Annotated in this window: 26 protein-coding genes and 2 pseudogenes; 19 read left to right on the forward strand and 9 right to left on the reverse strand. The window is 63.5% G+C overall.

Annotated features, from left to right (window positions below; translation table 11 throughout):
- Positions 1-16: 16 nt before the first annotated feature.
- A complete protein-coding gene (locus tag G6N43_RS02375; protein WP_083157485.1) occupies positions 17-310 on the reverse strand; it encodes a WhiB family transcriptional regulator in 294 nt (97 codons plus the stop codon).
- A 338-nt stretch (positions 311-648) separates the two neighbouring features.
- Between G6N43_RS02375 and G6N43_RS02380 the strand changes: the two genes are divergently transcribed.
- Positions 649-1,371, forward strand: a complete 723-nt coding sequence (locus G6N43_RS02380; RefSeq protein WP_083157486.1) for a helix-turn-helix domain-containing protein — start codon at positions 649-651, stop codon at positions 1,369-1,371.
- On the opposite strand, the gene G6N43_RS02385 is transcribed toward G6N43_RS02380, so the two are convergent.
- On the reverse strand, positions 1,372-2,757 hold the full coding sequence (locus G6N43_RS02385) for a MinD/ParA family ATP-binding protein (RefSeq protein ID WP_083157487.1): 1,386 nt from the start codon (positions 2,755-2,757) through the stop codon (positions 1,372-1,374).
- 214 nt (positions 2,758-2,971) lie between these two features.
- Between G6N43_RS02385 and rpsF the strand changes: the two genes are divergently transcribed.
- The 7 genes from rpsF to G6N43_RS02420 all read left to right on the forward strand — a co-directional run bounded on the left by rpsF (position 2,972) and on the right by G6N43_RS02420 (position 9,517).
- Positions 2,972-3,262: a 30S ribosomal protein S6 gene (gene rpsF / locus G6N43_RS02390; RefSeq protein ID WP_083157488.1), complete on the forward strand. Its 291-nt coding sequence runs from the start codon at positions 2,972-2,974 to the stop codon at positions 3,260-3,262.
- 72 nt (positions 3,263-3,334) lie between these two features.
- Positions 3,335-3,841, forward strand: a complete 507-nt coding sequence (locus G6N43_RS02395) for a single-stranded DNA-binding protein (RefSeq protein ID WP_083157489.1) — start codon at positions 3,335-3,337, stop codon at positions 3,839-3,841.
- 39 nt (positions 3,842-3,880) lie between these two features.
- Positions 3,881-4,144: a 30S ribosomal protein S18 gene (gene rpsR / locus G6N43_RS02400; RefSeq protein ID WP_083157490.1), complete on the forward strand. Its 264-nt coding sequence runs from the start codon at positions 3,881-3,883 to the stop codon at positions 4,142-4,144.
- A gap of 31 nt (positions 4,145-4,175) precedes the next feature.
- Entirely contained in the window at positions 4,176-4,634 is a 459-nt protein-coding gene (gene rplI / locus G6N43_RS02405; RefSeq protein ID WP_083157491.1) for a 50S ribosomal protein L9, read from the forward strand.
- Positions 4,635-5,116: 482 nt separating this feature from the next.
- Complete coding sequence (locus G6N43_RS02410; protein WP_179967956.1) at positions 5,117-8,197, forward strand: replicative DNA helicase; 3,081 nt, start codon at positions 5,117-5,119, stop codon at positions 8,195-8,197.
- A 49-nt stretch (positions 8,198-8,246) separates the two neighbouring features.
- On the forward strand, positions 8,247-8,705 hold the full coding sequence (locus G6N43_RS02415; RefSeq protein WP_234810315.1) for a MarR family winged helix-turn-helix transcriptional regulator: 459 nt from the start codon (positions 8,247-8,249) through the stop codon (positions 8,703-8,705).
- Complete coding sequence (locus G6N43_RS02420; protein ID WP_083157494.1) at positions 8,702-9,517, forward strand: NAD-dependent epimerase/dehydratase family protein; 816 nt, start codon at positions 8,702-8,704, stop codon at positions 9,515-9,517. Before G6N43_RS02415 ends, G6N43_RS02420 begins: the two co-directional genes overlap by 4 nt.
- Positions 9,518-9,688: 171 nt before the next feature.
- On the opposite strand, the gene G6N43_RS02425 is transcribed toward G6N43_RS02420, so the two are convergent.
- From G6N43_RS02425 to G6N43_RS02435, 3 genes are all read right to left on the reverse strand, one after another.
- Positions 9,689-10,444: an SDR family NAD(P)-dependent oxidoreductase gene (locus G6N43_RS02425; protein WP_083157495.1), complete on the reverse strand. Its 756-nt coding sequence runs from the start codon at positions 10,442-10,444 to the stop codon at positions 9,689-9,691.
- Positions 10,441-10,674, reverse strand: a complete 234-nt coding sequence (locus G6N43_RS02430) for a hypothetical protein (protein ID WP_083157496.1) — start codon at positions 10,672-10,674, stop codon at positions 10,441-10,443. Before G6N43_RS02430 ends, G6N43_RS02425 begins: the two co-directional genes overlap by 4 nt.
- Before the next feature lie 344 nt (positions 10,675-11,018).
- Positions 11,019-11,627, reverse strand: coding sequence for a TetR/AcrR family transcriptional regulator (locus G6N43_RS02435; protein WP_083157497.1), 609 nt, complete (start codon positions 11,625-11,627; stop codon positions 11,019-11,021).
- A 481-nt stretch (positions 11,628-12,108) separates the two neighbouring features.
- Between G6N43_RS02435 and G6N43_RS30995 the strand changes: the two are divergent.
- From G6N43_RS30995 to G6N43_RS02450, 4 genes and pseudogenes are all read left to right on the forward strand, one after another.
- Positions 12,109-12,807, forward strand: a pseudogene (locus tag G6N43_RS30995) (thiamine pyrophosphate-dependent dehydrogenase E1 component subunit alpha); the annotation flags it as partial.
- Between the two features lie 216 nt (positions 12,808-13,023).
- Positions 13,024-13,950 (forward strand): alpha-ketoacid dehydrogenase subunit beta, encoded by a 927-nt coding sequence (locus tag G6N43_RS31000; protein WP_234810316.1) that lies wholly within the window; start codon positions 13,024-13,026, stop codon positions 13,948-13,950.
- Positions 13,947-14,114: a biotin/lipoyl attachment domain-containing protein gene (locus G6N43_RS02445; protein WP_163657937.1), complete on the forward strand. Its 168-nt coding sequence runs from the start codon at positions 13,947-13,949 to the stop codon at positions 14,112-14,114. Before G6N43_RS31000 ends, G6N43_RS02445 begins: the two co-directional genes overlap by 4 nt.
- A complete protein-coding gene (locus G6N43_RS02450) occupies positions 14,111-14,965 on the forward strand; it encodes an enoyl-CoA hydratase/isomerase family protein (RefSeq protein WP_083157499.1) in 855 nt (284 codons plus the stop codon). Before G6N43_RS02445 ends, G6N43_RS02450 begins: the two co-directional genes overlap by 4 nt.
- Before the next feature lie 101 nt (positions 14,966-15,066).
- Here G6N43_RS02450 and G6N43_RS02455 read toward each other — a convergent pair whose 3' ends face one another.
- The gene (locus tag G6N43_RS02455) at positions 15,067-15,879 is read right to left on the reverse strand and encodes an enoyl-CoA hydratase-related protein (protein ID WP_083157500.1); all 813 of its coding nucleotides are present in this window, start codon (positions 15,877-15,879) and stop codon (positions 15,067-15,069) included.
- Between the two features lie 109 nt (positions 15,880-15,988).
- Here G6N43_RS02455 and G6N43_RS02460 point away from each other — a divergent pair, with 109 nt between their 5' ends.
- A complete protein-coding gene (locus tag G6N43_RS02460; RefSeq protein ID WP_083157501.1) occupies positions 15,989-17,185 on the forward strand; it encodes a cytochrome P450 in 1,197 nt (398 codons plus the stop codon).
- Between the two features lie 203 nt (positions 17,186-17,388).
- On the opposite strand, the gene G6N43_RS02465 is transcribed toward G6N43_RS02460, so the two are convergent.
- On the reverse strand, positions 17,389-17,817 hold the full coding sequence (locus G6N43_RS02465; RefSeq protein WP_163657939.1) for an SRPBCC family protein: 429 nt from the start codon (positions 17,815-17,817) through the stop codon (positions 17,389-17,391).
- A 235-nt stretch (positions 17,818-18,052) separates the two neighbouring features.
- Here G6N43_RS02465 and G6N43_RS02470 point away from each other — a divergent pair, with 235 nt between their 5' ends.
- A complete protein-coding gene (locus tag G6N43_RS02470) occupies positions 18,053-19,459 on the forward strand; it encodes an aromatic ring-hydroxylating oxygenase subunit alpha (RefSeq protein ID WP_083157503.1) in 1,407 nt (468 codons plus the stop codon).
- A 92-nt stretch (positions 19,460-19,551) separates the two neighbouring features.
- On the opposite strand, the gene G6N43_RS02475 is transcribed toward G6N43_RS02470, so the two are convergent.
- Complete coding sequence (locus G6N43_RS02475; protein ID WP_275989131.1) at positions 19,552-20,751, reverse strand: cytochrome P450; 1,200 nt, start codon at positions 20,749-20,751, stop codon at positions 19,552-19,554.
- Positions 20,752-21,146: 395 nt separating this feature from the next.
- On the opposite strand from G6N43_RS02475, the gene G6N43_RS02480 reads away from it, so the two are divergent.
- Together G6N43_RS02480 and G6N43_RS02485 are read left to right on the forward strand one after the other, a co-directional pair.
- Positions 21,147-21,284, forward strand: a complete 138-nt coding sequence (locus tag G6N43_RS02480; protein WP_163657896.1) for a hypothetical protein — start codon at positions 21,147-21,149, stop codon at positions 21,282-21,284.
- A gap of 13 nt (positions 21,285-21,297) precedes the next feature.
- Positions 21,298-22,440: an amidohydrolase family protein gene (locus tag G6N43_RS02485; protein ID WP_083157505.1), complete on the forward strand. Its 1,143-nt coding sequence runs from the start codon at positions 21,298-21,300 to the stop codon at positions 22,438-22,440.
- 241 nt (positions 22,441-22,681) lie between these two features.
- On the opposite strand, the gene G6N43_RS02490 is transcribed toward G6N43_RS02485, so the two are convergent.
- Positions 22,682-23,545: an alpha/beta fold hydrolase gene (locus tag G6N43_RS02490; protein WP_083157506.1), complete on the reverse strand. Its 864-nt coding sequence runs from the start codon at positions 23,543-23,545 to the stop codon at positions 22,682-22,684.
- Between the two features lie 264 nt (positions 23,546-23,809).
- Here G6N43_RS02490 and G6N43_RS30600 point away from each other — a divergent pair.
- The 3 genes and pseudogenes from G6N43_RS30600 to G6N43_RS02505 form a co-directional block, all read left to right on the forward strand.
- Positions 23,810-23,980 (forward strand): annotated as a pseudogene (locus tag G6N43_RS30600) (cytochrome P450); the annotation flags it as partial.
- A gap of 212 nt (positions 23,981-24,192) precedes the next feature.
- Positions 24,193-25,113 carry an SDR family NAD(P)-dependent oxidoreductase gene (locus G6N43_RS02500; protein WP_083157508.1) on the forward strand — a complete coding sequence of 307 codons (921 nt, stop codon included), beginning with the start codon at positions 24,193-24,195 and terminating at the stop codon, positions 25,111-25,113.
- Positions 25,103-25,993, forward strand: a complete 891-nt coding sequence (locus G6N43_RS02505) for an alpha/beta hydrolase (protein WP_407664932.1) — start codon at positions 25,103-25,105, stop codon at positions 25,991-25,993. The genes G6N43_RS02500 and G6N43_RS02505 overlap by 11 nt, the downstream gene beginning before the upstream one ends.
- The last annotated feature ends 32 nt before the right edge of the window (positions 25,994-26,025 follow it).

A 26,025-nucleotide genomic window follows, 5' to 3' on the forward strand; every position in this document is an offset into this window, starting at 1 on the left:
GGCGGCGGGCGACAAGTCAGGCGGTTTCCGCATAGTAGTAGCGACGTGCGCGGACCTGCTGGCCGTTGCGCTCGGCGAGCGACCGCAGCTGGCGCAGGGCAAACGTTCTGCCGCGACCCCCTTCGGGGATCACGATGCCGGCCCACAGACCTTCGGCGCGAGGTAACTCGCACGCGTCGCGGGCGCACAGCCAACGGCGCGGGCATGCCCGGCAGATCGCCTTGGCCTGTTCGTCCGCCGAGGTCGTCCACCGCTCGGGATCCTGTGTGCAGGCACCCACCGGCGTCTCGTCCCAGTGCGTTGTGTTCATGCCGTTGTCCCCCCATGCGCCGTGCGGCCGGTGTGCCGCGCGATGACGCAAAGCTAACCAATAAACCGTAGCGATGCAACAGTTAGCGCTACAGAAGTTGAGGGGCCTTCGTATGCTGGATAGGCGGACCAGTCTGAGATCCGGCGGCTGATCTGGGAAAAGGTGCGCAGAGGGATCAGGCGCGATTGGCGGACGGAATGCAGCGCCAGCGTCCGTGGGGCGTAGCTTCGCCACGGATTAGTCGTAGCCACGCCGAAGGAAGTCGTAGCGGTGGCCATAACGGCAGTTACGATTGCCGTGCCGATCCACCCCCGTGAACGCCCGAGGAACGCCCGTTGATGACCGACCCGGAGTCGACCGACGTCCTGGATCCGGGGATGCTGCGGGCGGGCGCGGCCGCCGCGGCCCGCCGCCGCGAGCTCGACATCAGCCAGCGCAGCCTGGCGGCGGACGGGATCATCAACGCCGGCGCGCTGATCGCGTTCGAGAAGGGCCGCAGCTGGCCGCGCGAGCGCACCCGAGCAAAGCTCGAAGAAGTGCTGCAATGGCCGCCGGGAACGATCGCACGGCTGCGGCGGGGCGAGTCGGTCAACGCCGAGCACCCGGGCGAATCACCCGGACACATCGGCGACGACATCCCGCTGATCGCACAGGCGGTGGTCACCGCGGTGAACACCTTCGGCACCGCGGTCGATGCTCTGCCGCCCGTCGAGGATCCCGACTTCACCCCCCGCGCCACCAAAATCCTCGCGGATCTGCGACAGCTCGAGGCGGTGGCGGCGAGGGCGGCCCGGATCAGCAAGGTGTCACCGGCGTTGATCAAAGCGCTCAGTGCGGTGCGCACACGCTACGACCAACTCATGCTGCGCGCTGCCCGCGCGCCGCACGCCACCGTCGGGCAGCGGCTGTACGCGGCGCGTCGCGGCGCCAATCTCACCATCCTCGAAACCGCCCAAGCCGCAGGCGTTTCCGAGCAGGACATCATCAATGCCGAGGCAGAGGAACCCGTGTCTGCCGACGCCGTCCGAGACATCGAAGCATTGATCGACCAGCTGCACTGATCAGTGGCGGTCTCGGCTGCGGTCGTCCTGGGTCGGGTAGTGCTCGGCAAGTGCGGCGGCGACCTCGATGAAGCGACGCCTCGTCGCCGTCGACATCTCGGCGGTGCGGTCGATGACGCCACCCGGCCGCAGATGTCCGTCGAAAGGCACCTCGATGACGACCTGGCCCTGACCCGAAAACTGTTGCGCCAGAATCGAACGCGTCCGCTTGTCAGCGTGGCCGTCGGAATCGTTGAGCACGACGACCGTGCGTTGCAGCAGAGCGGTGAGCCCCCGTGCGGCCAGCCAATCCAGGGTCTGGCCGGCCACGGCCGCGCCATCGACCCACGGCGACGAGACCACGATCAAGGCGTCGAGGTCGCGCAATACCTCCTGGGTGACCGGACTGTCCATGGTGGAGCTGCAGTCGATGATCGAGATCGTGAAATACCGGTCCAGTCGAGACGTCGCTTCCCGGTAGATCGCCGGATCCAACACGCGCCGACGGGCCGGAGTTCCCTCGCCGGCCAGAACGAACAGGCCGGCGGCGTTGTTGCCCACCCGATTTCGGATGTCGGCGAACGTCTCGATGTGTTGATCGGACGCCAGCTCCCAATAGGAGCCCTGTGCCCGGGGGTCGACGCGGCTGCCGAGCTTCCCGAACGCGGTGTCGGCATCGATGGCCACCACGCGGTCGTCCTGGCGCAGTTCGGCGAAGACCGAACCGATACTCGCCGACACCGTGGTCTTGCCGACCCCGCCCTTGCCCATCACGCCGACCTTGAAGTGCCCCCGCATCGGCGCGCGGATCTTCGCGATGAGCTCCGCCTCGCGGATCTCGTCAGGACCCGGGCCCAGATTGAGGACCCCGAAGGTGGCCTTGTACAGCGCCAGACGCCACCCGCGACCCGGTGGGACACGACGGGGTCGAACCAGCTCGTCAGGTCGTATCCGCTCGGCGTAGGAGGCCGGCGCCATGGGGTTGTCGGGACCGTAGCCGCCGGGACCCCACGGTTGGCCCGGCGGTGGACCGCCCTGGAAGGGCGGATACTGCTGCGGGGGTGGCCGCTGACCCCACGGTCCGGGTGCGGGCGGAGGCGGCAGCGGTCCGGTGCCGCGTGGTACTCCCGGGGGTGGGCCATAGCGGGGCGGCGGTTGACGGAAGTTGCCACCCCGGTCCTCGGGAGCTCTGAAATGAGGCGGAGGACCCGAATCCGTTGTCGGCGCTTCGGGTGTCGGGCCGCGGACCGCGTCCCAGGTCTCGGTCGGGGGTGAGTCGTCGCGTGGACTCTCCTGCACCTGCCACGTGGAAGCCGGGGCCGGTTCCGGGTCGTCGGCCTCGTGGTCGGTGGCCTCGGGGCCGGTCCATCCGAGCCTTCTCCGCAACTCGTCATCGCGGTCGGTCACTAGGTGTCTCCTCCGGAGGTTCGACTGATACGCGTGCAGGCCCGTCCCAGTATCGGCCAACCCGCAATGGCGCCGATGGTCGCGGCCCGGCGAGCAGCGCGATTTCGCAGATCAGCAGGCATTCCTGTAGCCTGGGCCGGTTGCCGACGCAGGTAACCCTCCTGCCACGGAACGACCGTGGCCGTACTAGACCGTAGGAGGTGGTGAGGTTCTCATGCGTCCATACGAAATCATGGTCATTCTTGACCCCACTCTCGACGAGCGCACCGTCGCTCCGTCGCTGGAGACATTCCTCAACGTGGTCCGCAAGGACGGCGGCACTGTCGACAAGGTCGACATCTGGGGTCGTCGCCGGCTGGCATACGAGATCGCCAAGCACGCCGAGGGCATCTACGCCGTCGTCGATGTGAAGGCCGAACCCGCGACAGTGACCGAGCTGGACCGCCAGCTCAACCTGAACGAGTCCGTGCTGCGGACCAAGGTGCTTCGGACCGACAAGCACTAAAGGGTGACGTTCGTCGGAGCGGCTCCGTAGGCTCGCCTGCGACTGCACACCGCCAAACTCCAGGAGGAACTCGTGGCTGGTGACACCATCATCACGGTCGTCGGAAACCTGACCGCCGATCCCGAGCTTCGGTTCACGCCGTCGGGTGCGGCCGTCGCCAACTTCACAGTGGCGTCGACCCCGCGCATCTTCGACCGTCAGACCAACGAGTGGAAGGACGGCGAAGCGCTGTTCCTCCGCTGCAACATCTGGCGCGAGGCGGCGGAAAACGTGGCCGAGAGCCTGACCCGCGGGTCGCGCGTGATCGTGCAGGGGCGGCTCAAGCAGCGCTCCTTCGAGACCCGTGAGGGTGAGAAGCGCACGGTGGTGGAGCTCGAGGTCGACGAGATCGGCCCGTCGCTGCGCTATGCGACGGCCAAGGTGAACAAGGCCAGCCGCAGCGGCGGCGGTGGTGGCGGCTTCGGCGGCGGGGGTTCCCGCGCTGCGGCCGGCGGTTCCGACGGCAAGCAGGACGACCCGTGGGGCAGCGCTCCCGCGTCAGGTTCGTTCAGCGGCGCCGACGACGAGCCACCCTTCTGACCTAACTACTGATCAGCAATTCCAGAAAGAGATAGACACATGGCCAAGTCCTCGACCAAGAGGCGGCCGGCTCCCGAGAAGCCGGTCAAGACCCGTAAGTGCGTGTTCTGCTCCAAGAAGGGCAAGAACCAGGTCATCGATTACAAGGACACCGCACTGCTGCGTACCTACATCAGCGAGCGCGGCAAGATCCGCGCCCGCCGCGTGACCGGCAACTGCGTGCAGCATCAGCGCGACATCGCGATTGCGGTGAAGAACGCCCGCGAGGTGGCGCTGCTGCCGTTCAGTTCGTCGACGCGGTAGGCCCGCCAGAGACATCTAGGAAGACACAGATATGAAACTCATTCTCACCACCGAGGTGGAGCACCTGGGCATCTCCGGTGACATCGTGGAAGTCAAGGACGGCTACGGCCGGAACTTCCTGCTGCCCCGCGGCATGGCCGTCGTGGCATCGCGTGGCGCCGAGCGCCAGGCCGAGGAGATCCGCCGGGCCCGCGAGGCCAAGGCCGTGCAGGGCCTCGAGCACGCGCGCGAACTGAAGACCGCGATCGAGGGACTCGGCGACATCGAGCTGACGGTCAAGGCGGCCACGGACACCGGCAAGCTGTTCGGCTCCGTCACGGGTGCGGACGTGGTTGCCGCGATCAAGAAGGCCGGCGGCCCGAATCTCGACAAGCGCACGGTGCAGCTACCGAAGGCCCATATCAAGTCGACGGGCAAACATCCCGTCACGGTGCGTCTGCACCCCGAAGTGACGGCTTCGGTGTCGCTGAGCGTCGTCGGAGGAAATTAACACCAGCGTTAATACGGCCGGGTTGAGGACGGGTTCGATCCTCACCCGGCCGTTGCTGTGCGTGCTGGCGAACTCCAGCCGATAGTTAGCTGACAGCGAAGCTAACCGCCCGTTAACCTGCGCGGCGACATCTGGAAACACAACACGCCCGAGATGGCAACCCAACACGACACGCCGAGGGAATTCCCATCCACAGAATCCCAGGCGGTTTATGGTGCGGCTATCTGCGCGGATGCACTGAACTAAGCGGTTCATACACAGGTTTTCCCCAGCGACTCAACATGCCTGTCCAGACCTATCCACAGGCCATCCACAACTCCATGAACAGGGCGGGTTTGCGACGCTTCCAGCAACGTCTAGCGTTGGCCGTCGCAAGGCAGTTTGGGCGACCGATTGGGAGCGGTTGTCCGAGGCCGAGCTTACAGTCACGGTAGACGCGTATCGAACCTACGTTCGAACTGAATCATGGGAGGTGTAGCTCCGTGGCTGTAGTGGATGATCTCGGTCATTCAGGCATGGACGTCCCACCTCCCAGTGAAGACTTCGGTCGCCAGCCTCCGCAGGACGCCGCCGCCGAGCAGGCGGTCCTGGGCGGCATGCTGTTGAGCAAGGACGCGATCGCCGATGTCCTCGAGCGGCTGCGCCCGGGCGACTTCTATCGGCCCGCGCATCAGAACGTCTACGACGCGATCCTCGACCTCTACGGCCGCGGGGAGCCGGCGGATGCGGTGACGGTGGCGGCCGAGCTGGATCGGCGCGGGCTGCTGCGGCGTATCGGCGGTGCCCCGTATCTACACACGCTGATTTCGACGGTGCCGACCGCGGCCAACGCTGGGTTCTACGCGGGCATCGTCGCGGAGAAGGCCTTGCTGCGCCGGTTGGTGGAAGCGGGCACGCGCGTCGTGCAGTACGGCTACGCCGGGGCGGAGGGTGCGGATGTCACCGAGATCGTGGACCGCGCGCAGGCCGAGATCTACGACGTCACCGAGGGCCGGACGTCGGAGGACTTCGTTCCGCTGGAGCAGCTGCTGCAGCCGACGATGGATGAGATCGACGCGATCGCCTCGCAGGGCGGGATAGCGCGCGGCGTGCCGACGGGTTTCACCGATCTCGACGAGGTGACCAACGGTCTGCATCCCGGTCAGATGATCATCATCGCGGCGCGGCCGGGTGTCGGTAAGGCGCTGGCGCTGAATACTCCGCTGCCCACGCCGACGGGTTGGACGATGATGGGTGACGTCGCGGTGGGCGACCATTTGCTCGGCGTGGACGGTGAGCCGACGCGGGTGGTGGCGGCGACGGAGGTCATGCTCGGCCGGCCCTGCTACGAGGTCGAGTTCGCCGACGGCACGGTGCTTGTCGCGGATGCGATGCATCAGTGGCCGACCGAGCGAGGTGTACAGATCACGACTGCGCTGCGACCCGGCGTTGACATCATCAGTGCGACGCGTGCGCCGTTACTGGCGTCCATCGGCGGCAGACGGCAGTCGGCGTGGGGGATCGACGCCGTGCGGCGGGTCGACAGCGTTCCGGTTCGTTGTGTTGAGGTGGCCAATGCTGACCACCTGTATCTGGCCGGGCCCGCGATGGTGCCGACACACAATTCGACGCTGGGGCTGGACTTCCTGCGATCGTGCTCGATCAAGCATCAGATGGCGAGCGTCATCTTCTCGCTCGAAATGAGCAAGTCCGAGATCGTGATGCGGCTGTTGTCGGCCGAGGCAAAGATCAAGCTGGCGGACATGCGCTCGGGTCGGATGAGCGACGACGACTGGACTCGGTTGGCGCGCCGAATGAGTGAGATCAGCGAAGCGCCGTTGTTCATCGACGATTCGCCGAACCTGACGATGATGGAGATCCGTGCGAAGGCACGGCGGTTGAGCCAGAAGGCGGGCCTCCGGCTCATCGTCGTCGACTACATGCAGCTGATGACGTCGGGCAAGAAGTACGAATCGCGTCAGCAGGAAGTATCGGATTTCTCGCGCAGCCTGAAGCTGATGGCGAAGGAACTCGACGTTCCGGTGGTGGCGATCAGCCAGCTGAACCGCGGGCCCGAGCAGCGCACGGACAAGCGGCCGATGATCTCGGACCTCCGCGAGTCGGGTTGCCTCACCGCGAACACGCGAATCCTGCGGGCGGACACCGGGGCCGAGGTGACGTTCGGCGAGTTGATGCGCACGGGGGAGCGGCCGTTGGTGTGGTCGCTCGATGAGCGCAAGCGCATGGTGGCCCGCCCGATGACGAACGTCTTCTACAGCGGCCACAAGGAAGTCTTCAAGCTGAGATTGGCCTCCGGCCGCGAGGTCGAGGCGACGGCCAACCACCCGTTAATGACGTTCGACGGCTGGACGCCGTTGGGAGAGTTGAAGGTCGGTGACCGGTTGGCGGTGCCGCGTCGGGTGCCGGAGCCGGTTCAGACGCACCGGCTTCCAGAGGACGAGGTCGTCCTGCTGGCGCACATGATCGGCGACGGCTCGTGTGTGAAGAACCAGCCGATCCGGTACGCGAGCATCGACGAACTCAACCTGGCCACGGTGTCGAGCGCGGCGCGGCACTTCGGGATGGAACCGGCCCGCGACGACTACGCCGCGGCAAGGGTGACGACCCTACGGCTGCCTGCGCCATACCGATTGACGCACGGGAAGCGCAACCCGATCGCCGCATGGCTGGACGGGTTGGGTCTGTTCGGCAAGCGCAGTTACGAAAAGTTCGTTCCTGCGGAGGTTTTCGCGCTCCCGAATGATCAGGTGGCGCTCTTTATCAAGCACCTGTGGGCGACCGACGGCTCGGTCTGGTGGGATGCCAAGAACGACAGAGCGCGTATTTACTATGGCTCGTCGAGCCGTCGACTCATCGACGACGTTTCTGGGCTGCTGGCCCGGGTCGGCGTGTTCGGCCGGGTCAAGAGAGTCCGCAAGGCGGGCTATCGGGATGGGTGGCACCTGCACATCTCCGGTGCGGAGAACCAGCTGCGATTCCTTAGGCACGTCGGTGTCAACGGGATGAAGGCACGAGCTGCCCGCGACATTGTCACCAAGCTTGAGGGCAAGGTGCGCAACACAAATCAGGACACCGTTCCGAAGGAAGTGTGGAGGCAGGTCCGGGCCGGCCTCGTCGATACCAAGATGACGCACCGACAGTTCGCAGCGGCCATGGGCAGCAAGTTCTGCGGGTCGACGATGTGGAAGCACGCGCCGAGTCGCCGCCGACTGCATTCGGCGGCAGCTCTCCTCGAGGACACCTCGCTCCATGACCTAGCGACGAACGACGTCTTCTGGGACACGGTTGTCGAGATCACGAGTATCGGTGAGCACGACGTCTACGACGGCACCGTCGACGGCACGCACAACTTCGTCGCCGACCTGATCAGCGTCCACAACAGTTTGGAACAAGATGCCGACATGGTCATCCTGTTGCACCGCCCGGATGCGTTCGAGCGCGACGATCCGCGCGGCGGCGAAGCAGATCTGATCCTGGGCAAGCACCGCAACGGCCCGACGAAGACGATCACCGTTGCGCATCAGTTGCACTTGTCGCGCTTTGCCAACATGGCGAAGTCCTAGGTCTGCAGCTGGCTTGACAATATTGTCAGCTACCTGACAGTATTGTCTGGTGCCTGACAAAGTTCGTGCTGTTCGCCACGACACGATCGGAGCGTGGGCCAAGCGGTGTTACCTCGCAGCACGTATCGCCATGGAGGACGCGCTTCGTCCTTTCGACCTCGGGGCGACCCAGTGGTACGTGCTGTATCACCTGGTGAACGACGGACCTACTCGGCAACGTGACCTGCAGCGCATCCTGCAGGTCGAACGTGCAACGCTGAGCGCAGTCGCCATCACTCTCGTGCGCAAGCAGCTGGTCGAGCAGATTCCCGACAGCATTGATCAGCGACAAAAGCTGTTGCGCATCACCGAGATTGGGGAAGCGCTGTGGCGCGACTTGCCCGACTTAAGCCGAATACATTCGGTGGCCTTCGACGGTATCGACGCCCACGACATCGAGACCGCGATACGGGTATTACGAACCGCGACCGAGCGACTCGAACAACGTTCACGACAGGAATCGTCATGAAGATCTTGGTGACCGGCGCGACCGGTCTGGTGGGTGCCCGGCTGCTGCCGCGCCTGGTGGAAGACGGCCACGACTGCCGTGCTTTGGTGCGTCGACCGGGATCGGTGTCTCGAGACGCGACCGAAGCGATCGGCGATCTCTCGGATGTCGAGTCGCTCGCACTTGCAGTCACCGGTGTTGAAGCAATCGTCCATCTGGCCGCGGCGTTTCGGACAACGAACGCCGACCTGATCTGGAAGGTGAACGTCGACGGGACCCGCAATCTCATCTGTGCGGCGCAAGAGCACGCACCCGGTGCGCGCTTCATCATGGCGAGCACCGCACACGTCTACGACGCCGAGAGCACCCGTCCGGGCCGCGAGGACGACGCCGTCGACCCAAAGCACGCGTACCCGGGGAGCAAGCTCGCCGCCGAAAACTCTTTACGGAGTAGTGGTCTGACATGGACGATCCAGCGCTACGGCTTCGTCTACGGCGACCGCGACGGGCACTTGGAAGCGCTACCGGAGCACGCCGCGAACGCCGGGTTTCATCCAGCGCAGCGGATGAGCCTCATCCATCACCGCGACGTCGCGGCCGCGATCCGCCTCGCACTTACCGGAGCGTTCGACGGCCGCGTCGTCAACATCACCGATGACGCGCCGATGTCGCTTTATGAACTCGTCGAGATTGCCGGTGGCGCCATGGAACCGTCGTCGAACGCACTGGAGCATCCCTGGCATCTGCAGATCGATGGTGCACTAGCGCGTCGGCTGGGCTTCCGTCCCACCGTGCGTACCATCCATCACGCTGTCGAACAGCAAGCGATATGACCGTCCTGCAGCCGTCAGGTCATAGCGAACGCTGGCCCCGGTGAATCATTTCGGCGAGAGCGGAAATCGAATGGTGCACTGAGTCATCCGATTCCCATTCGGATCTTGTATCGGTGGAGTCGAATGGAGGGCAGGATCGTTCTCTGTGCCACACCAGCAGCGGGGAGACTCTCATACGCTCATCGGAGGTGCGGGAGACTTGAGCGTGAGGTGGTCCACCCCCACCTCCGGATTTTCCAGCGCACTGGCATAGATGCCGGCCATGGTGTCGGCGACGCCCTCCGGGGTCATGTGCGTCGCCGGCACCAGGCCGCGGGAAATCCACTCGCCGGCGGCGATTCCGAGAAGCTCGGGGTCGAATTCGGACACGAAGTCGGTGGGAACTGTCGCTCCGATCTCCACACAGCTGAACCGCAGCCCGGGGTGTTCCAACCGCCAGGCGACCAGGCTGCGCTCCATGGCGGCCTTGCTGGCGGAATATGCGCCGAGCGCACGGTGCGGATGGCGCACCGAGTCCGACGAGAGTACGGCAACGATCGCGGAAGGCGCTAACACGGGAAGGTGGGCCTGGATGAGCTGATGAACACCGATCACGTTGGTTGCCAACACTTTCGTCCAGTCGTCGACATCCATTTCGGCGAATAGTTTCAGCGGAGCATAGGCAGCGGTGATCAGCATCAGATCGACCTGTCCGAGCGCCGCTGCTGCGGTTCGCCCGACGTGCGCGCAGTCGTGTGGATTGCGTATGTCGGCGGACAACGATGTCGCGGCTGCCGCGCCGGACAGCACGTCGGCGGGAAGTTCGCGACGGGCTACCACAACAAGTCGCGCACCGTCGCCGATGGCTCGGGTGGCGAACGCTTTTCCGATGCCGGCGGAGGCTCCCACGACGACGATGCGCTTGCCGGCGAGCGTGTGTCCGGTCATGAGGCTCCGATGGCGATCGACTTGATCTGGAGGTACTCCTCGAACCCTGCGACGCCGATTTCCCGTGCGATTCCGCTTTGCTTGTAGCCGCCGACGGAGGCGTCGATGCCGTAGTACACGTGCGGCCTCATCACGATGACCGGTCCGAAGATCTCATCCTGCGCCACAGTGGAATTCGGCCTGGCAGTGCCATCGAAGGCACGTCGTGCCGCGACGATCGCTGCGTCCATGTCGTCGGCGCCGATGACTGCTCGGTCGCCGGGTTGAGGTTGATGTATATCGGCTCGGTGGAGGCAGGACTTGGTCGCCCGTCGATCAGCATTCGTGCTTCGCGACAGATTTCCGTCATGGTCTCCTCCCGTTCTGACTGGCTCGACAGCACAGGCCCGCTGCCATCCCTCGGGGAACAGTAGACCAAAAATTGTTCAGTTGACCGGAAAAGTGTCAGTTGGTGTCTTGATACTCGCGGCTGGCGTCGGCTGTAGAGGACTACAGTCGTGTCGCGCACCCGATGTCGAGACCGGTGCGGCCTCGGCGAATGAACTTGGGCGAGCCGCCCTCCGCGTCAACGACGTCAGCGCAGACCGTTGACCGCGAACGTCTCGACGAATCTTCCAACAGTGTCGGGTTGGGTCATATCGAACGATTGAGCCCCATTGACTGTCGAGAGAGAATGCATCATTCGGGCAAGCCACTCGCTGGCCTCGTCTATGTCGACCCTCGGTCCGACCTCGCCTCGCTCCTGCGCCTCGCGGACGTAAGGCTTGAGGAACTCGGTCGATCGACGAACGACCGAGTCGCCGTCGGAGAACATGTGCCGCATGAACTCGGCGTCGTCAGCCATCAACCGGTTTCGGGTGCGGTGTTCCAGCAGAATCAACGCCTGCGCCTCGGCCATCGCGCCCAACTGCTCGGCCAGGCTCTGCTTGTCGGCCATCGCAGCCGCGACCGTGCGATAGTACTTTTGACCGCCCAGCCTTATGGCCGCCTCCACGAGCACCTTTCGATCCTCGAAATAGCGGTAGACGGTTCCGCGCGCTACGCGGGCCATGTTTGCGACGTCCTGAATACTTGTGCGCTGGATCCCCAGCTGCGCGAAGCAGAGCAGAGCTGCCTCCAATATCTGGTCGCGCGTGTGGAGGTCTTCGTCATTGACTTCCACCGGCCCCGGTGAGGTCGCCATGGGCGCTCCTTGCCTGTTGGGGGCTCGCGGGCAGGCCTCGCTGCCGCGACCTCATGTTACGCGATTCCGCCACAGTCAAGACCGACTGTCGGATGCATCGCGTCCTCATCCCGAGCCGAAGAGACGGTCGCTGTCCGACTGTGCCGGTCACCGCGATGGCCGACTTCGCGCCGCGTCGACTTCGCCCTCTCGTAGGGCAACCCGGCGACATTCACGATGGGCGCCGAAGTACTCGCCAATACGATAGGACACAAAACGTCATACTGTATAGTTCGTTCGGCCGGACCGCCGAGGAGTGTGGATGTCGTCTTCACTGCAGAATGAAACGTCGTCGCGGACGGGTGATCGCGCGCTGGACCTCTACCGGCTTATGAGCAGGGTTCACCACGGCGACAAGCGTGTTCGCAAAGCGCTGTCGTCCGGTGAGGCCGCGATGAGTTACTGGCCCGTGGACGGCCAGGAAGCGATGTCAGCCGGCGCGATGTTGGCGCTGTCCGAGGGTGACCAGCTGGTCACGACGTACCGAGGATTGGGCGATGTACTGGCGAAGGGGATCGATCTCCGCGGATACTTCGCCGAATTGTTAGGCCACCGGGACGGGCTGTCGAAAGGCAAAGCCGGCGCCATGGGCATCCACGACCCGCAACACGGGATCGCCTGGACCACGGGCATCGTCGGCGCAGGGCCGCTGATCGCGAACGGAATCGCGTTGGCCGTCGAACGCCGGAACACCGGACAGGTGGTACTCGTCAGCTTCGGTGACGGTGCCACCAGCATCGGCTTCGTCCACGAGGCGATGAACATGGCGGCAGTCTGGTCACTGCCCGTGATCTTCTTGTGTCAGAACAACTCCTGGGCCGAAGGCACCGCTTTCGATCGGTACACGCGGTCCGAACGGTTGTCGGACCGAGCGCAGGGTTACGGCATGCCGGGAGTGACCGTCGACGGCACCGACCCGTATGCGGTGCACGACGCCGTCGCGGCGGCAGTGGACCGTGCGCGACGCAAGCAGGGACCCACGTTCGTCGAGGCCGTCGCCTATCGGCTGCAGGGCCACTACTTCGGTGACGCGATGGGTTACGCGGACCCAGAGGAGCTCGCTGCCAAGCGTGCAGACCCGCCCTTCGCGCGTTTCCGTCAGCGCCTGATCGATGAGGGCGCGGCTGCGGCCGCCGACCTGGACGCGATCGACGCACAGGTCGTCGCGGAGCTAGACGCCGCGTTCGCGGCAGCCGTCAAGTCCGCCCCAGTGGGCGTCGATGAACTGACCCGAGATGTGTTCGCCGCTAACGGTTCTGAGGTTTCCGACGTTGATCAACCCCGCTTTGAGCTGCCGGGTGGCGAGACCGAAGATCTCGGTTTGGTGCAGGCGATCAACCGGACTCTGGACCGTGCCATGGCCGCCGACGATTCGATCGTGCTGCTCGGCGAGGACATCGGCGATGCCTCCGGCGGCGGGATGTTCAAGATCACCGCGGGGCTGTCGGCCAAGTATGGTGAGGACCGCGTGCTCGACACTCCGATCGCAGAGTCGTCCATTATCGGAGCAGCAGTTGGCGCGTCGCTCGGCGGACTGAGACCGGTCGCCGAGTTGATGTTCATGGACTTCCTAGGTGTCGCCATGGATCAGATCGCCAACCACGCCGCGAAGGTGCGGTATATGTCTGGCGGCCGTCAGGGTGCGCCGATGGTGATCCGGACGATGGTGGGAACTGCTGCGGGACCCCAACATTCCCAGGCCTTCGAAGCGTGGGCGATGCACACCCCGGGGGTGAAGGTCGTGTGGCCCAGCACCTCTGCCGACGCCGCCGGATTGCTTAACGCGTGTCTAGTCGATGAGGACCCCTGCCTGTTCATCGAGTCCATGAAGCTCTACTACGGCGGCGGAAAGGGTCCGGTGCCGGTGGCCGATTACGTTATCCCGCTCGGTCAGGCCGACGTGAAGCGGTCAGGCTCTGACGTCACCGTCGTGACCTACGGCGTCATGGTGCACGCCGCCCTCGAAGCGGCGGAACAACTTTCAGCCGAAGGGATCTCGGTCGAGGTAGTGGATCTGCGCACGCTGGTGCCGCTGGATCTGCCGACGGTGCTGGCGTCGGTACGCAAGACGACCCGGCTGGTCGTCGCGCATGAGTCGGTCGGTTTTTGTGGTCCTGGCGCCGAGATCGCCGCGAGCGTGGGTACGGAACTGTTCGGGGTCTTGCGCGCCCCGATTCAGCGCGTCGCCGGTACGTACACCCCTGTGCCGCGCGCCGCCACTCTCGAGGCCGCCTGCCGGCCGGGAGCCGCCCAACTGCTGGAGACCATCAGGAGGACCGTGTGACCGACGTTCGACTATCCAAGCCCGGTGATGCGATCACCGAAGCGGAGATAACCGAATTTCACATCGAGGACGAAGCGATGGTGGACGAGGGTGAATGGTTGTACTCCATCGCCAACGACAAAGTGGGGATGGACATTCAGGCGCTGATCGCGGTGATCTCGTGACCGAATTACCCAGCGAGGTGGACTTACAAGCCGCTGAACTTTCCGGCCGGATCGACGGTGATGTGTTGACCGTGACGATCAACCGGCCCGAGAAGCGGAACGCCGTGACTGTTGACGGCTATCACGGGATCAAACGGGCGGCGATGATCGTGGCCGACGAGCCGGCGCTCAACTTCCTCGTCATCACCGGGACTGGTGACGCGTTCTGCACGGGCGGCGACATGGGCGCGGACAACAATCCGGACCGGCGTTGGGACATGTTCACCGAAGCGTACGATGCGACGCCCTTCGAGACATTAGGCAAGATTCCGAAGATCGTCGTATGCGCGATCAACGGAATGGCGCTCGGCGGCGGCTTGGTGATGTCCTTGTACGCCGACCTAGTGATCGCCTCCGATCGTGCTCGGCTACGTGTGCCCGACCTGACACGCGGTGTCTACGAGGCATTCGTCGCTGCCAGAATGCCGCAGCGCATCGGCACGCTGCGGGCGAACCACCTCATTTACGGTAACGAGTGGATCGAGGCAGCTGAGGCCGAGCGATTGGGGCTGGTCGGCAAGGTCGTACCGCACGACTCGCTCGCGGAAGAGACTGCCGCCCTGCTGGATCGAGTGCGCAAGACGGGTCCGGCAGCTCGCACTGCGATGAAGCGCGAGATGGCTCGTGCGCTACCGCCCGTGGACGTGTCTGGGTATTGGGCCTCCATGGGAACGGCCGAGCAGATCGAAGCGTTCACCGCGTTCCTCGAGAAGCGCGCGCCGAACTGGCCGCCCGCTGGTGGGCGCGAGGCATTCGCGGCGAGTCGTAGGGCTGGGTGGGCACCGACTCGTCAAGAACGCGAAAAGGACTGAAGCTGCCAGCTTGCCGACGATCAACCGACCGCTGATCCCTTCGATGATGCGCTCAAATGCGAGTCACACCGTGAAGGGATAGACAATCGTGTTGCGGCCCCTCAGATTCGGTCGGCAGGTTTAGCGGCTTTCTGTATCAGCGCGACCATGTAGTCCATAAACTCTTTGGATCCCGTGACGACCGCCTGAAGGTCGTTACTCGCCTGCTGATGCGTCCGAAACCCCATGGTCTCCCAGGCCCGCAGGATGCCGGCTTTGGTGGCCTGCAAAGTGATGAGCGGCGCCTTAGCGATCTTGGCCGCTAGTTCTTCGACTTCTGCCTCCAGCCGGTCGACTGGAACGACGCGGTTCACCAAACCGAACTCCAGAGCTTGTTGCGCGGTGATCTTCTGGGCGGTGTAGAGGTACTCGGCGGCCCGTTTGTAGTTCATGAACACCCACGGCTCGAACATCGTCTCCGACCCGGGCAAGCCGAACCCGGGAACCAGCGGCATTTGGAACCACGCATCGTCACTGCACACCGTGAGCTCGGGGATCAGCGCCCAGGTGGTGCCGCCTCCGATCGCGTACCCGTGCACCTGCGCGATGACAGGCTTGGGAAACTCCCACAGTTTCAGAACGGGCCAGAGAAACAGTTGCGCCGCCGAGCGCCAGATCTTGCCGGACACCTCGCTTTCCGCCTTGAACTCGGGGTAACTGCCGTCGGGTATGTGACCCGAGCAGAACCCCTTGCCGTTGGCCTTGATGATGACGACCTTGATGCCGTAGTCGTACTGGGCGTCGTCGAGCGCCTCGTTGACACTGTGCACCATTTCCGAGGTTTGGGCGTTGGCGCGATCTGGGTTGTTGAGGATGATGCGCGCGACCGCCCCGTCCTTCTCGTAAACGACGTGGGCCAGTTCTCGCGTTTCCACTTGGTTTCCTCTCGAGACTTTCCCGACTGGGTCCAAAGATGCTAGCGCACCAATAGTGCGTTGAGACACTTTCTGTCATAGTGTTCCGGGACGGAAGGATGGTGGTTCCATGACGACCACAGATCTGCGCTGGGATCCGTTCGATCGTGCGCTGCATGCCGACCCGTATGCGACGTGGAAACGGATGCGTGACGAATCACCTGTTTATTACAACCCCGAACACGACTTCTACGCCCTGAGCCGATTTGACGATGTCTTGGCGGCATCGCTTGACACGGAGACCTTTTCGTCTGAGCACGGCATCATCCTCGACACGATCAGCGAGGAACCATTGCCTGCGCCTCAGCCGATGATCATGATGGACCCCCCGGACCATACGTTTCTGCGGAAAATGGTTAACCGAACGTTCTTTCGCAATCGGATCGCCCAGTTGGAGGACCATGTCCGCGACCTTTGCAGGGGCTACCTGGATCCCTTCATCGGCACCGATGGGTTTGACTACGTCGAGGATTTCTCCGCCAAGCTACCGGTGATGGTGATCAGCTCGCTGCTGGGTTTTCCCGAAGAAGACCATGACAACTTGCGCGAGTGGTCGGACGCCCAGTTGCATCGTGATGAGGGCAGCACGGAGATCAGCGCCGAGGGGATAGAAGCCTCGGTGAAGCTGTACAGCTACTATCAGGAGCAGATCGATCTTCGCCGCCGACACAGCACGACCGACGTCGTGAGTGATCTCATGAACGCGGATCTCGTTGTGCCCGAGTCAACTCCGCGCAGGCTGGACGACGGCGAGTTGTTGATGTTCATCGCGATGATCAACGTTGCGGGTAACGAAACCGTCGCCCGGCTGCTCGGCTGGGCGGCGTTGACCCTGGCGCGCAATCCGGACCAGCGAGCGAAGTTGGTCGCCGACCCGGACTTGATCGGCGGCGCGGTCGAGGAACTGCTCCGATACGATGCTCCGTCACCTGTCCAAGGCCGGTTCACCCTCCGTGACGCCACGTACCACGACACGGTCGTCCCCGCTGGGTCGAAGGTGACGCTGCTGACCGGCTCGGCGGGCCGCGATGAGCGCCAGTACGAGCGCCCAGACGAGTTCGACGTGACGCGAACCGGCATACGTCACGTCACATTCGGACATGGTTCGCATTTCTGTTTGGGTGCGGCACTGGCGCGGTTGGAGGCGCGAGTTGCGCTCGAAGAGACCCTGAAGCGTTTCCCTACGTGGGGTGTCGACGAGAGCAACGTGAAGTTCGTGCACACTAGCTCGGTGCGTGGGCCGTCTAGCGTTCCCATCTCGCTATGACCGCGCCTCCGCGATGCTCGACGCGGCCGACGTGAATCGTGACGCGCGGCCGTGCGGCCCTGCGGTGCGATGGGCTGCGGTGGGGCTGACTTACCGCCGAACTGGTCCGCGTAAGATGCTTTGCCGCTGGGCAGCTTGACGACCTGAGTCGATAGCGTTGTCTGCGGCAGCCGTTCGAGTCCAGTCGGGCCGCAGGGACACACCTACTTTCGGTTCGCCGCCGCGTCCCCGAGCCAACTCGCCATCATTGCGTATACGGATTCGACGGCCCGGCTGGCGGTTTCGGCGTCCGATTCAGAGGAGCTGAGCGGGTCGTAGTCCACATTCCAGACGATCGTGGATCCGCCCGTGGCGGGCCGTACCGTGACAGTCGCCTCGAACCGGGACACCGGCAGTGGGTTGTTGCTAATGGAGTAGCCAAGCTCCATGCGATCTGGGTCAAGATGGGTCAGCGTCTCGACTATCGGCTTGTCTGCCGCACCGTGGATGGACCGGCTCATGCCGATGCCGTCCCCGTCGACGTCGACGCGGTCCCCGACGGGTATCCAGCCGATGTCGCCGAAGTCCGCGAGTACCTCCCAAACAGCCGAGGCTGGTGCGGCGACTTCCTTGGCGACGGCGATGCGGGCCACGGCCAGAACCTAGCAGTGGATGATCAATAGGACAATTTTGGTCCAGTTGTTCTGTACGATCACGGGTGTAGCCGAGGTTGGAGGATCAATGTTCGTGTTGGATCTGCCAGTTGGCGATGCCGGGACGTTCCCCGCTACCTAGGGCGACTTCGATTGCGAATCTCCAAACGGAGGTGGGTGAAATCCACAGCTTCGACAAGCGGCTCGCACGGTCGGGCCTCGGAAGGAGTAGCCGATGACCGCCATCGACGAGGCAACGGATCTGACGGCAACGGGCAAAGTACCCCCGCGTTACGCGTGTGGTGAGACCTTCGTCCCCAAGGGCCGCTACATCGACCGCGAGTTCCTCCAACTCGAACTCGACCGCCTCTTCACGCAGGTGTGGCAGCCGGCCTGTCGAGAGGAGGAAATCCCTGATCCAGGCAGCTATCACGAGTACACGATCGGCAAGGAGTCGATCATGGTGGTGCGGCAGAAGGATGGGAGCATCAAGGCGTTCTACAACACATGCGCCCATCGCGGGATGAAACTGGTGCGGGGTCAAGGTTGTACCCTCGGCGGCGACCTGCGTTGCGAGTTCCACGGCTGGCGGTATGCACTCGACGGTCGTTCGTCGTTCGTTCCGTCTCGCGACGAGTTTCTCAGTCGGCCGAGTGAGCAGTGGGCGTTGCGGCCGGTATCGGTCGACACCTGGGGCGGTTGGGTGTTCATCACCATGGCCGAAGATCCTCCGAAGCTGCTCGACTGGCTCGATCCGCTTCCGACGGCGCTTGCGCCGTTCCGCTTGCACGACATGCGGTTCCGGTGGCGGAAGCGAACCCCGTTGGCAGCCAATTACAAGACTGTCATCGACGCGTTCATCGAGGGATATCACTCACCGGGTACGCACCCGCAGACAGTCAGGGCTGACCAGGGCGTGCGTCCTTCGACTTCGCCAGCCGAACCGCAGGAGTACATCTACGCGCCGTATACCCCGACTACTGTGTACCGGAACCACTCGCGTTTCATCTACACCGCGCGTCCCGATAGCACTGGTGGGGCGGCTCGCGAGGAGCTGCAGGCCTCGCCGAAAGTCTTCGCCAATGGGATGCAGTATCAGTATCTCGAGATCAATTCGCTGGTCACCGAGCGCGATTACCGAGTTGCACAGCAGATGGCCGACATAGAGCCCGGTCCCATCCCGCCCTTCATGATTTACCACCAGATGTGTGAAGAGCTAGCCATCGCCGAGGGTGTCGACTATCCGAAGATGTCGATGGAGGAGTACTTCGCGGGCAACGGCGACTGGCATGTCTTCCCGACGCTGGTCATCCTTGTGGAGAAGTCGTGCGTGCTGGGTTACCGGATGCTTCCCGACGCCGAAGACCCCAATCGCTGTGTGTTCGAGATGTTCTCGCTTGAGCATTTCGCGCCCGGCGAGGTCCCTGAGACCAGCTGGTTAGAGTTCGAGCGCTGGCAAGACCATGACGGCTGGGGTGAGCTGCCCACGCAAGACCTCATGAATATCGATGCCATCCACGCGGGCATGCACTCGCGTGGATTCGAGGGGCTTTGGCTCAATACCAATCAAGAGATGTCGATCCGCAACGAGCACCGCATCGCCGACCGGTTCATCTTTGGAGTCGACGACGCCGCCGGATGAGGTGTTCCGGTAAAGGCTTGCCAGTCACCTGCTTTCGCGCTCGCATCTTTACGTCGGTTACACGTGGTGTGTTCTCGACATGACGGTGCATGTCAAACTCGCTTAAGTGGCATCCGTTTGATGCCGTGGATGACGCTGCTGCTTTTGAGGTACTCGGGTGGGCCGATTGACACCTGCGGCAGGCGGGTGAGCAGTTCAAAGAACAGGCTGCGCAACTCCATCCGAGCCAACTGACTGCCAAGACAAAAGTGAGTGCCGCCGCCACCAAAACCGAAGTGGCTGTTAGGCGTACGATTCAAACGGAACGCATGCGGGTCGTCGAACACTGCGGCGTCGCGGTTTGCCGAACAGTAGAAGAGGCCGACCTTTTCGCCGGCCCGCACGGGTGTTCCGCCGACCTCGGTGTCCACGGCCGCGTGCCGTGCGAAGGACAGCACGGGTGTCGCCCAGCGGACGAATTCGTCGATCGCTGTATCGATGCGATTATCGAAATCGTCCATCAGCCAGGCGAGTTGCTCTGGGTGATCCATCAAGGCCTTAAGGGTGTGAGACGTCGCCTGTTTCGTCGTGTCGCTGCCTGCAACCGACAGCAATACGAGAAACGCTCCGATTTCGTCGTCAGTCAACCGGTGTCCATCGACCTCGGCATTGACGATGTTGGTCATCAGGTCTTCGCGACCTTCTACCCGACGTCGCTGAGCCAAATCGATGCCAGCCTGGGTTAGCACTCCAAACTGCGTCATCATGTGGATCGCTTTGTCCTCGGACGCGGTGTAGTCGTCGTCGCTCGCCCCGGACAGCGCCTCGGCTGCCATCAATATGGCGTCTCGATCCGCGCGATCGATTCCGATCATGTCCGAGATCGTGTGCATCGGAAGCTTGCACGCGCACTCGGCGACGAAGTCGACCTCGACTCCGTCCTGCAGTGCAACAAGCAGATCGTCGACAATCTCGCGTGCGTTGGCGCGAATTTGCTGCTCGATTTTGCGCACCTGCCGTGGAGTGAACGCCGAACTGATCAAGCGGCGATATCGCGTGTGCTGCGGCGGATCCATCGTGAGGAAGAACGCGGTCGCCCGCTGGATCTCTGCCGGCATCGGCTCGATGGAGATGCCCTCGCTCGACACAAAGAGGTCGCTGTTCATGCTCACGAACTTCACGTCGGCGTGCTTGGTGACCGCCCAGAAGCCCGACTCTTCATGTGGAAAGGGAGAGTTGAACGGCTCGTGCCACGTCAATCCGTCCTCTGCGCGCAGCTCAGCGAAGATGTCGTCGCGCTCGCGAAAACTCAACTCCCAGAAGGCTGGCTGCGAGATGTTGTGGCGGTGGTAGCCCCTCGGCGAACTCGATGCGATGGAAGTAATGACTTACCCCTAGCCTGAGTGCCCCTCGGCGGCGCGAGCTGATGCTGCGCGCTCGCCGCATCCGGTGATGGGATTGTCGAACAGCCCGCCCGAAAATATACATTAGATCAAAAAATGTCTTATCGTCAACGCACCGAGGCCCGCCGACTGCTCTTACAGCAGGAGGCGATCCGATCGAACGTCTGCAACTGATGACATCGGCAAGATCCACTGCCGGGAGGTGTGACATGAGCGGCAGTTGCGCGTGCACGGCTCGCGAGAGGGGCCACGGATTCCGGTTGCACTGCGTGCGCGAAGGCTGCCGCGTCGGCGAATCGACACGGATGCCCACGCTGAATGACCTGACCGTTCCGCGGACCTTCTCCACTGAGCAGCGCGACAAGCTGTGCTGGCGTAACGCCGCACGGCTGTACGCAATCGACGTGGACGCCGGCGTGCGGGTTTCAATCGACAACACGTGACGAGGAGGCCGCGATGACAATCTCGGTGACAGAACGCAAGACCGCAGCGGAGCGCGTCGCAGTTCGCTGCGTCGACTCGGATGTACACCCGGTTCCCAGGTCCGGGGTTCTGACGCAGTACATCCCCGAACCGTGGCGCAGCAAGTACTTCCTGTCACGGAAGGTCGGCGACCAGATCTACTACGACGCGCCCGATTACGCGCACGCGTACGCAATGCGGGTGGATTCGTTTCCCGCCGACGGCGAGTTCGCCGGCAGTGATCCGGACCTGGCCTTCAAGCAACTGATCATGGCGGCCGGCGCCGACATCGCGATCCTCGAACCCGGTTCCTATCCCTCGCGCTTTCCCGAGGTGAATCACGCAATGAGCTGCGCCCTAAACGACTGGCAAGCTGCGCACTGGCTGGATGGTCACAACAACTGGCACGAGCGCTGGCGCGGATCCATCTGCGCCGCGATCGAGGCACCCGACGACGCGGCGCGCGAGATCGAACGCTGGGCTGGACACGAATACATGAGCCAGATTCTCATCAAGGCCGAGCCGCGGCCTCCGTGGGGTGACCCGAAGTACAACCCGGTATGGGAGGCCGCCACCAAACACGACATCACGGTGACGTGCCATCTGTCGCGCAGCCACCACGAGGAACTGCCGATGCCGCCCGTCGGCTTCCCCAGCTACAACCATGACTTCATGGTCACGTACTCGCTGCTCGCCGCATCTCAAGTGATGAGCATGATCTTCGATGGCTTGTTCGACCGCTTCCCGACGCTTCGGATCGTATTGGTCGAGCACGCGTTCAGCTGGATCCTGCCGCTGATGTGGCGGATGGACGCCATTTACGAGGCACGTAAGTCGTGGCTCGACATCAAGCGCAAGCCCTCCGAATACATCAAGGACCACATCAAGTTCACCACTCAACCGCTTGACTATCCGGAGGACAAGACCGAACTCGCTCGCGCGCTGGAGTGGATGGAGTGCGAGAAGATCCTGCTGTTCTCCTCTGATTACCCGCACTGGACGTTCGACGACCCCCGTTGGTTGGTCAAGCACCTGCCAGAGCACGCGCGAGAGGCCGTCATGTTCCGCAACGGCATTGCGACCTACCACCTGCCCGAAACGGTGCCCGCGCTCGAGGGCCAGGTGCGGGTGTTCTGACGCGCAGGAGAAAGGCGCTCGGTAGGCCCACCAGCCGCGGGTCGGGCACACAGCACCGAGACTTGCTGTGGTGACAGAGGGCTCGGCCGCGCCGACGCGGTCAAACCCGAGCGGCTATCCGAACCTACCCGGCGCAAATCTCGGTGACGAGGCGCTGAAAGACGGCGGCGCCATCGCCTAACGGGTCGCATGAAAGCGGACGGAGTGTGACCATCGAGCACCCGGGCCTCACGGCTACACGTCAGTCGAGCCTGGCCTCCGCCCAGTCGACGATCTGAGGTGCGAGCTGCTTCCAGTTCTTCCACACCGACACGCCGTTGTCCCGGCTGTCCTCGAATCGATCCAGGAACTCGCGATCACCCCAGACCGGGTCGATGATCTCGGCGTTCTGCAGATTGGCCGCGAGACGCTCGGAGGTCGCCCGAGTGTGGTAGTAGTCGCTCTTCCCGCTGCGAAAGACGAGTACCGGCAGCGAGATAGCTGCCGCTTCCTCGTCGGTCAGTCCGGCCACCAACGGGTTACCGCAAGCGCAGTAGGCGTGCGCCCACCGCTCCATCGTCTCGATGAACGTTTGTTTGTCCTGCGCGAGAAATCGATCCCGGTTTCGCGGATTACGCTCAATGACTTCGGCCCACGTGGGAAGGTCGGCGACGTCTGCCATCGTCCCGTTCCACGCCGCACGAATCGAGGGAAAGTTATAGACCTCCGCCAGCGACATGCTGCCGAACGCACCGCCGCTGGGCCACCACATCACTACTGCGCGAGCGATGTCAGGGTGTCGTGCGGCCGCAAGCAAGGAGATCCGCGCACCGCCCGAACCCCCGAGCAACACCGTGGGGCCGAGATTGAGGTCCGAGATGAGCCGGGCGAGTGAATCCGCCTGCATCACCGACTCCGAGTCACCCTCGAAGCACACTGCGGATGCGCCGCAGTTGAGCCGGTCGTAGATGACGACCTTCTTGCCCCGGTCTGCTATAGCCTCGGCCAGCTCACGCACCCCGCCGGCGTCCTTGCTGAAACGTCCGCCGCCGGTCAGGATGTACGGCTCACCTTCGCCGATGATCTCGTAGGCGATCTCGAGGTCATCTTGCATCACGACTGGCATGAAAATCCCTCTCGGAAAATGGAACTGGGGGAAGGGGCAACACGGCGGCGCGATGAAACGTACGAGACGCATCGCCGCATCGACGCGTCGGAAGCCACGGTCGAGTTTCAATGCAACGTAAGTACATAGTGACATAATCTGCAACAATGTTCAACGAGTCGACGGGGCGGTGAACGCCTATAGAAGGAGTCGCCGATGGCATCAGGAGCCGATGGTGTTGGCGTATGCGGCGGTGACGGCGACGCTGAAACGGCGGACACGCTAATGGATCCCAACCGGTTCATCGGCACGGAGGCTATCCAGGATCCGTACCCGCTGTACGAGCAGACGCGCGCTGAGTCGCACGTACACCGCATCGGGGACTCCGATTTCTATGCTGTCTGCGGATGGGACGCCATCATCGAAGCTGTTGCCCGCACCGGCGTCTGGAGCTCCTGGACCTGACTGTCCGGTGAGATATTCACCGGGCGTGACGACGGCATGGTCGAGATGACGGCGAACGATTCAAGGGTGGCAATCGACGTTATCGAGCTGTGTCTCGTGCTCTCACAACGAGATTCGGCACCGCCGCTAGCCTCGACGGGAGCGCAATCAGAGTCAAGGAAGGCTCTGCCGGCAGGATGTTTGGAACAGGGAGAGGTCGGTGGATGGGGAAGCGTAAGTGGTCGGAGGAGGACGTTCCGGATCAGTCTGGTCGGGTCGCTGTCGTGACGGGCTCCAACACGGGCCTCGGTTTTGACACCGCACGGGTCCTCGCGGAACGCGGCGCGCAGGTGGTGCTGGCCGTGCGCAACGTGGACAAGGGCAACGCGGCCTGCGAGAAGATTCGTCAGTGGGTCCCGCAGGCGCAAGTAACCGTCCAAGAGCTTGATCTCGGCTCGCTCGAATCGGTGCGCACCGCGGCGGCTGAACTCCGGGCTGCGTACCCGCGGATCGACTTGCTCATCAACAATGCCGCGGTGGCGTTCCCGCCCAGGACGACGACACCTGACGGGTTCGAGTTGCAGTTCGCCACCAATCACCTTGGCCACTTTGCGCTGACGGGACTGCTGCTCGAGAACATGCTCGACGTCGACGGGGCTCGTGTGGTGGTCGTGGCGAGTTTGGACCACAAGCTCGGCGGTGCCATCCATTTCCATGATCTTCAGTGGGAACGCCGTTACAACAGCGCGCTGGCCTACGCCCAGTCGAAGCTGGCGAACCTGATGTTCTGCTACGAGTTTCATCGGCGGCTGGTCAAGTCGGGCGCGCCGTTGGTGAGTGTGACTGCCCACCCGGGTTATACGAAGTCCGATCTGTTCCGCAACATGGGAGGTCCGATACGGGCGATGCAGAAGTTCGGGGACCGTTTCATCGGTCAGGATCCGGCGAAGGGCGCATTGCCACAGCTGTACGCCGCGACGATGCCTGACGTGCGGGGTGGCCAGTACTGGGGTCCGGATGGATTCCTCGAGATGGCGGGTTACCCGACTCTCGTCCGTTCGAGCAAGAAGTCATACGACCAACAGGTGCAGCAACGTTTGTGGTCTGTGTCCGAGGAGTTGACCGGTGTCACGTATCCAGTCTGAGCACTACCACCCTGACTTGAGGAGTATCGCCCGGATGCTTCCGCGGTCGCCGTTCAACAAGGTGACGCTGCCGGTGATACGCCGCCTGGCCCGATTCGCGCCGTCCGCGCGCGAGGGTGTCGAGGTCCTCTCGATCACCCCAAGCGCAGGGGTCAGGCTCTACCGGCCCGAGCGGGAGTGCACGCACGGGGGCGCACTGCTGTGGATCCATGGCGGCGGATACGTCATCGGAACGGCCGCCCAGGACGACAAGCTGTGTCGGCGATTCGTTCGCAGCGTCGGCGTTCCGGTCGCGTCAGTCGACTACCGGCTCGCTCCAAAGGATCCTTATCCAGCCGCGCTTGAGGACTGCTACTCCGCGCTGACGTGGTTGGCGAGGTTGCCCGGGGTGGATGCTGGCCGGATCGCGATCGGCGGCGCCAGCGCGGGTGGCGGTCTAGCAGCTGCGCTGGCACTGTTGGCGCGAGATCGCGGCGAAGTGACACCGTTGTTCCAGTTGCTGGTCTATCCGATGGTCGATGATCGCCCGTCGAGTCGTCCGGGCCTTGAGAGTCCGCACTACCGAATGTGGAGCGAGAAGAGCGATCGGTTGGGGTGGCATGCGTATCTCACGGGTGCCGATCGCCAGGCTGCGGTGCCGGCGCGGCACGACGACCTGTCCAATCTGGCTCCCGCGTGGGTGGGCGTGGGAACGGTGGACCCGCTCTACGGCCAGGATGTGGAATACGCGCATAGGCTGCGCGACGCGGGCGTGAGCTGTGAGCTCGACGTCGTCGAGGGAGCCTTCCACGGATTCGACATCATCGCCTCTAAAACTCCAGTGGCGCAGAACTTCTTCGCGCGGCAGTGCGGGGCCCTGCAAGCAGCGTTTGCCAGTTGATATGCCCTTGAGATGGCCGAGTCGATGCCAAT

Origin of the sequence: Mycolicibacterium moriokaense (genome assembly GCF_010726085.1) — a bacterium.
GTDB lineage: Bacteria > Actinomycetota > Actinomycetes > Mycobacteriales > Mycobacteriaceae > Mycobacterium > Mycobacterium moriokaense.

Bases quoted from the DNA above. Each gene is read 5' to 3' on its own strand.
- G6N43_RS02500 (WP_083157508.1), top strand. From the start codon at position 24,193: ATGGGGAAGCGTAAGTGGTCGGAGGAGGACGTTCCGGATCAGTCTGGT.
- G6N43_RS02490 (WP_083157506.1), bottom strand. From the start codon at position 23,545: ATGCCAGTCGTGATGCAAGATGACCTCGAGATCGCCTACGAGATCATC.
- G6N43_RS31000 (WP_234810316.1), top strand. From the start codon at position 13,024: ATGGCCGCCGACGATTCGATCGTGCTGCTCGGCGAGGACATCGGCGAT.
- G6N43_RS02375 (WP_083157485.1), bottom strand. From the start codon at position 310: ATGAACACAACGCACTGGGACGAGACGCCGGTGGGTGCCTGCACACAG.
- G6N43_RS02425 (WP_083157495.1), bottom strand. From the start codon at position 10,444: ATGACCGGACACACGCTCGCCGGCAAGCGCATCGTCGTCGTGGGAGCC.
- G6N43_RS02470 (WP_083157503.1), top strand. From the start codon at position 18,053: ATGACCGCCATCGACGAGGCAACGGATCTGACGGCAACGGGCAAAGTA.
- rpsF (WP_083157488.1), top strand. From the start codon at position 2,972: ATGCGTCCATACGAAATCATGGTCATTCTTGACCCCACTCTCGACGAG.
- G6N43_RS02480 (WP_163657896.1), top strand. From the start codon at position 21,147: ATGCCCACGCTGAATGACCTGACCGTTCCGCGGACCTTCTCCACTGAG.
- G6N43_RS02430 (WP_083157496.1), bottom strand. From the start codon at position 10,674: ATGGACGCAGCGATCGTCGCGGCACGACGTGCCTTCGATGGCACTGCC.
- rpsR (WP_083157490.1), top strand. From the start codon at position 3,881: ATGGCCAAGTCCTCGACCAAGAGGCGGCCGGCTCCCGAGAAGCCGGTC.
- G6N43_RS02460 (WP_083157501.1), top strand. From the start codon at position 15,989: ATGACGACCACAGATCTGCGCTGGGATCCGTTCGATCGTGCGCTGCAT.
- rplI (WP_083157491.1), top strand. From the start codon at position 4,176: ATGAAACTCATTCTCACCACCGAGGTGGAGCACCTGGGCATCTCCGGT.
- G6N43_RS02485 (WP_083157505.1), top strand. From the start codon at position 21,298: ATGACAATCTCGGTGACAGAACGCAAGACCGCAGCGGAGCGCGTCGCA.
- G6N43_RS02380 (WP_083157486.1), top strand. From the start codon at position 649: ATGACCGACCCGGAGTCGACCGACGTCCTGGATCCGGGGATGCTGCGG.
- G6N43_RS02420 (WP_083157494.1), top strand. From the start codon at position 8,702: ATGAAGATCTTGGTGACCGGCGCGACCGGTCTGGTGGGTGCCCGGCTG.
- G6N43_RS02435 (WP_083157497.1), bottom strand. From the start codon at position 11,627: ATGGCGACCTCACCGGGGCCGGTGGAAGTCAATGACGAAGACCTCCAC.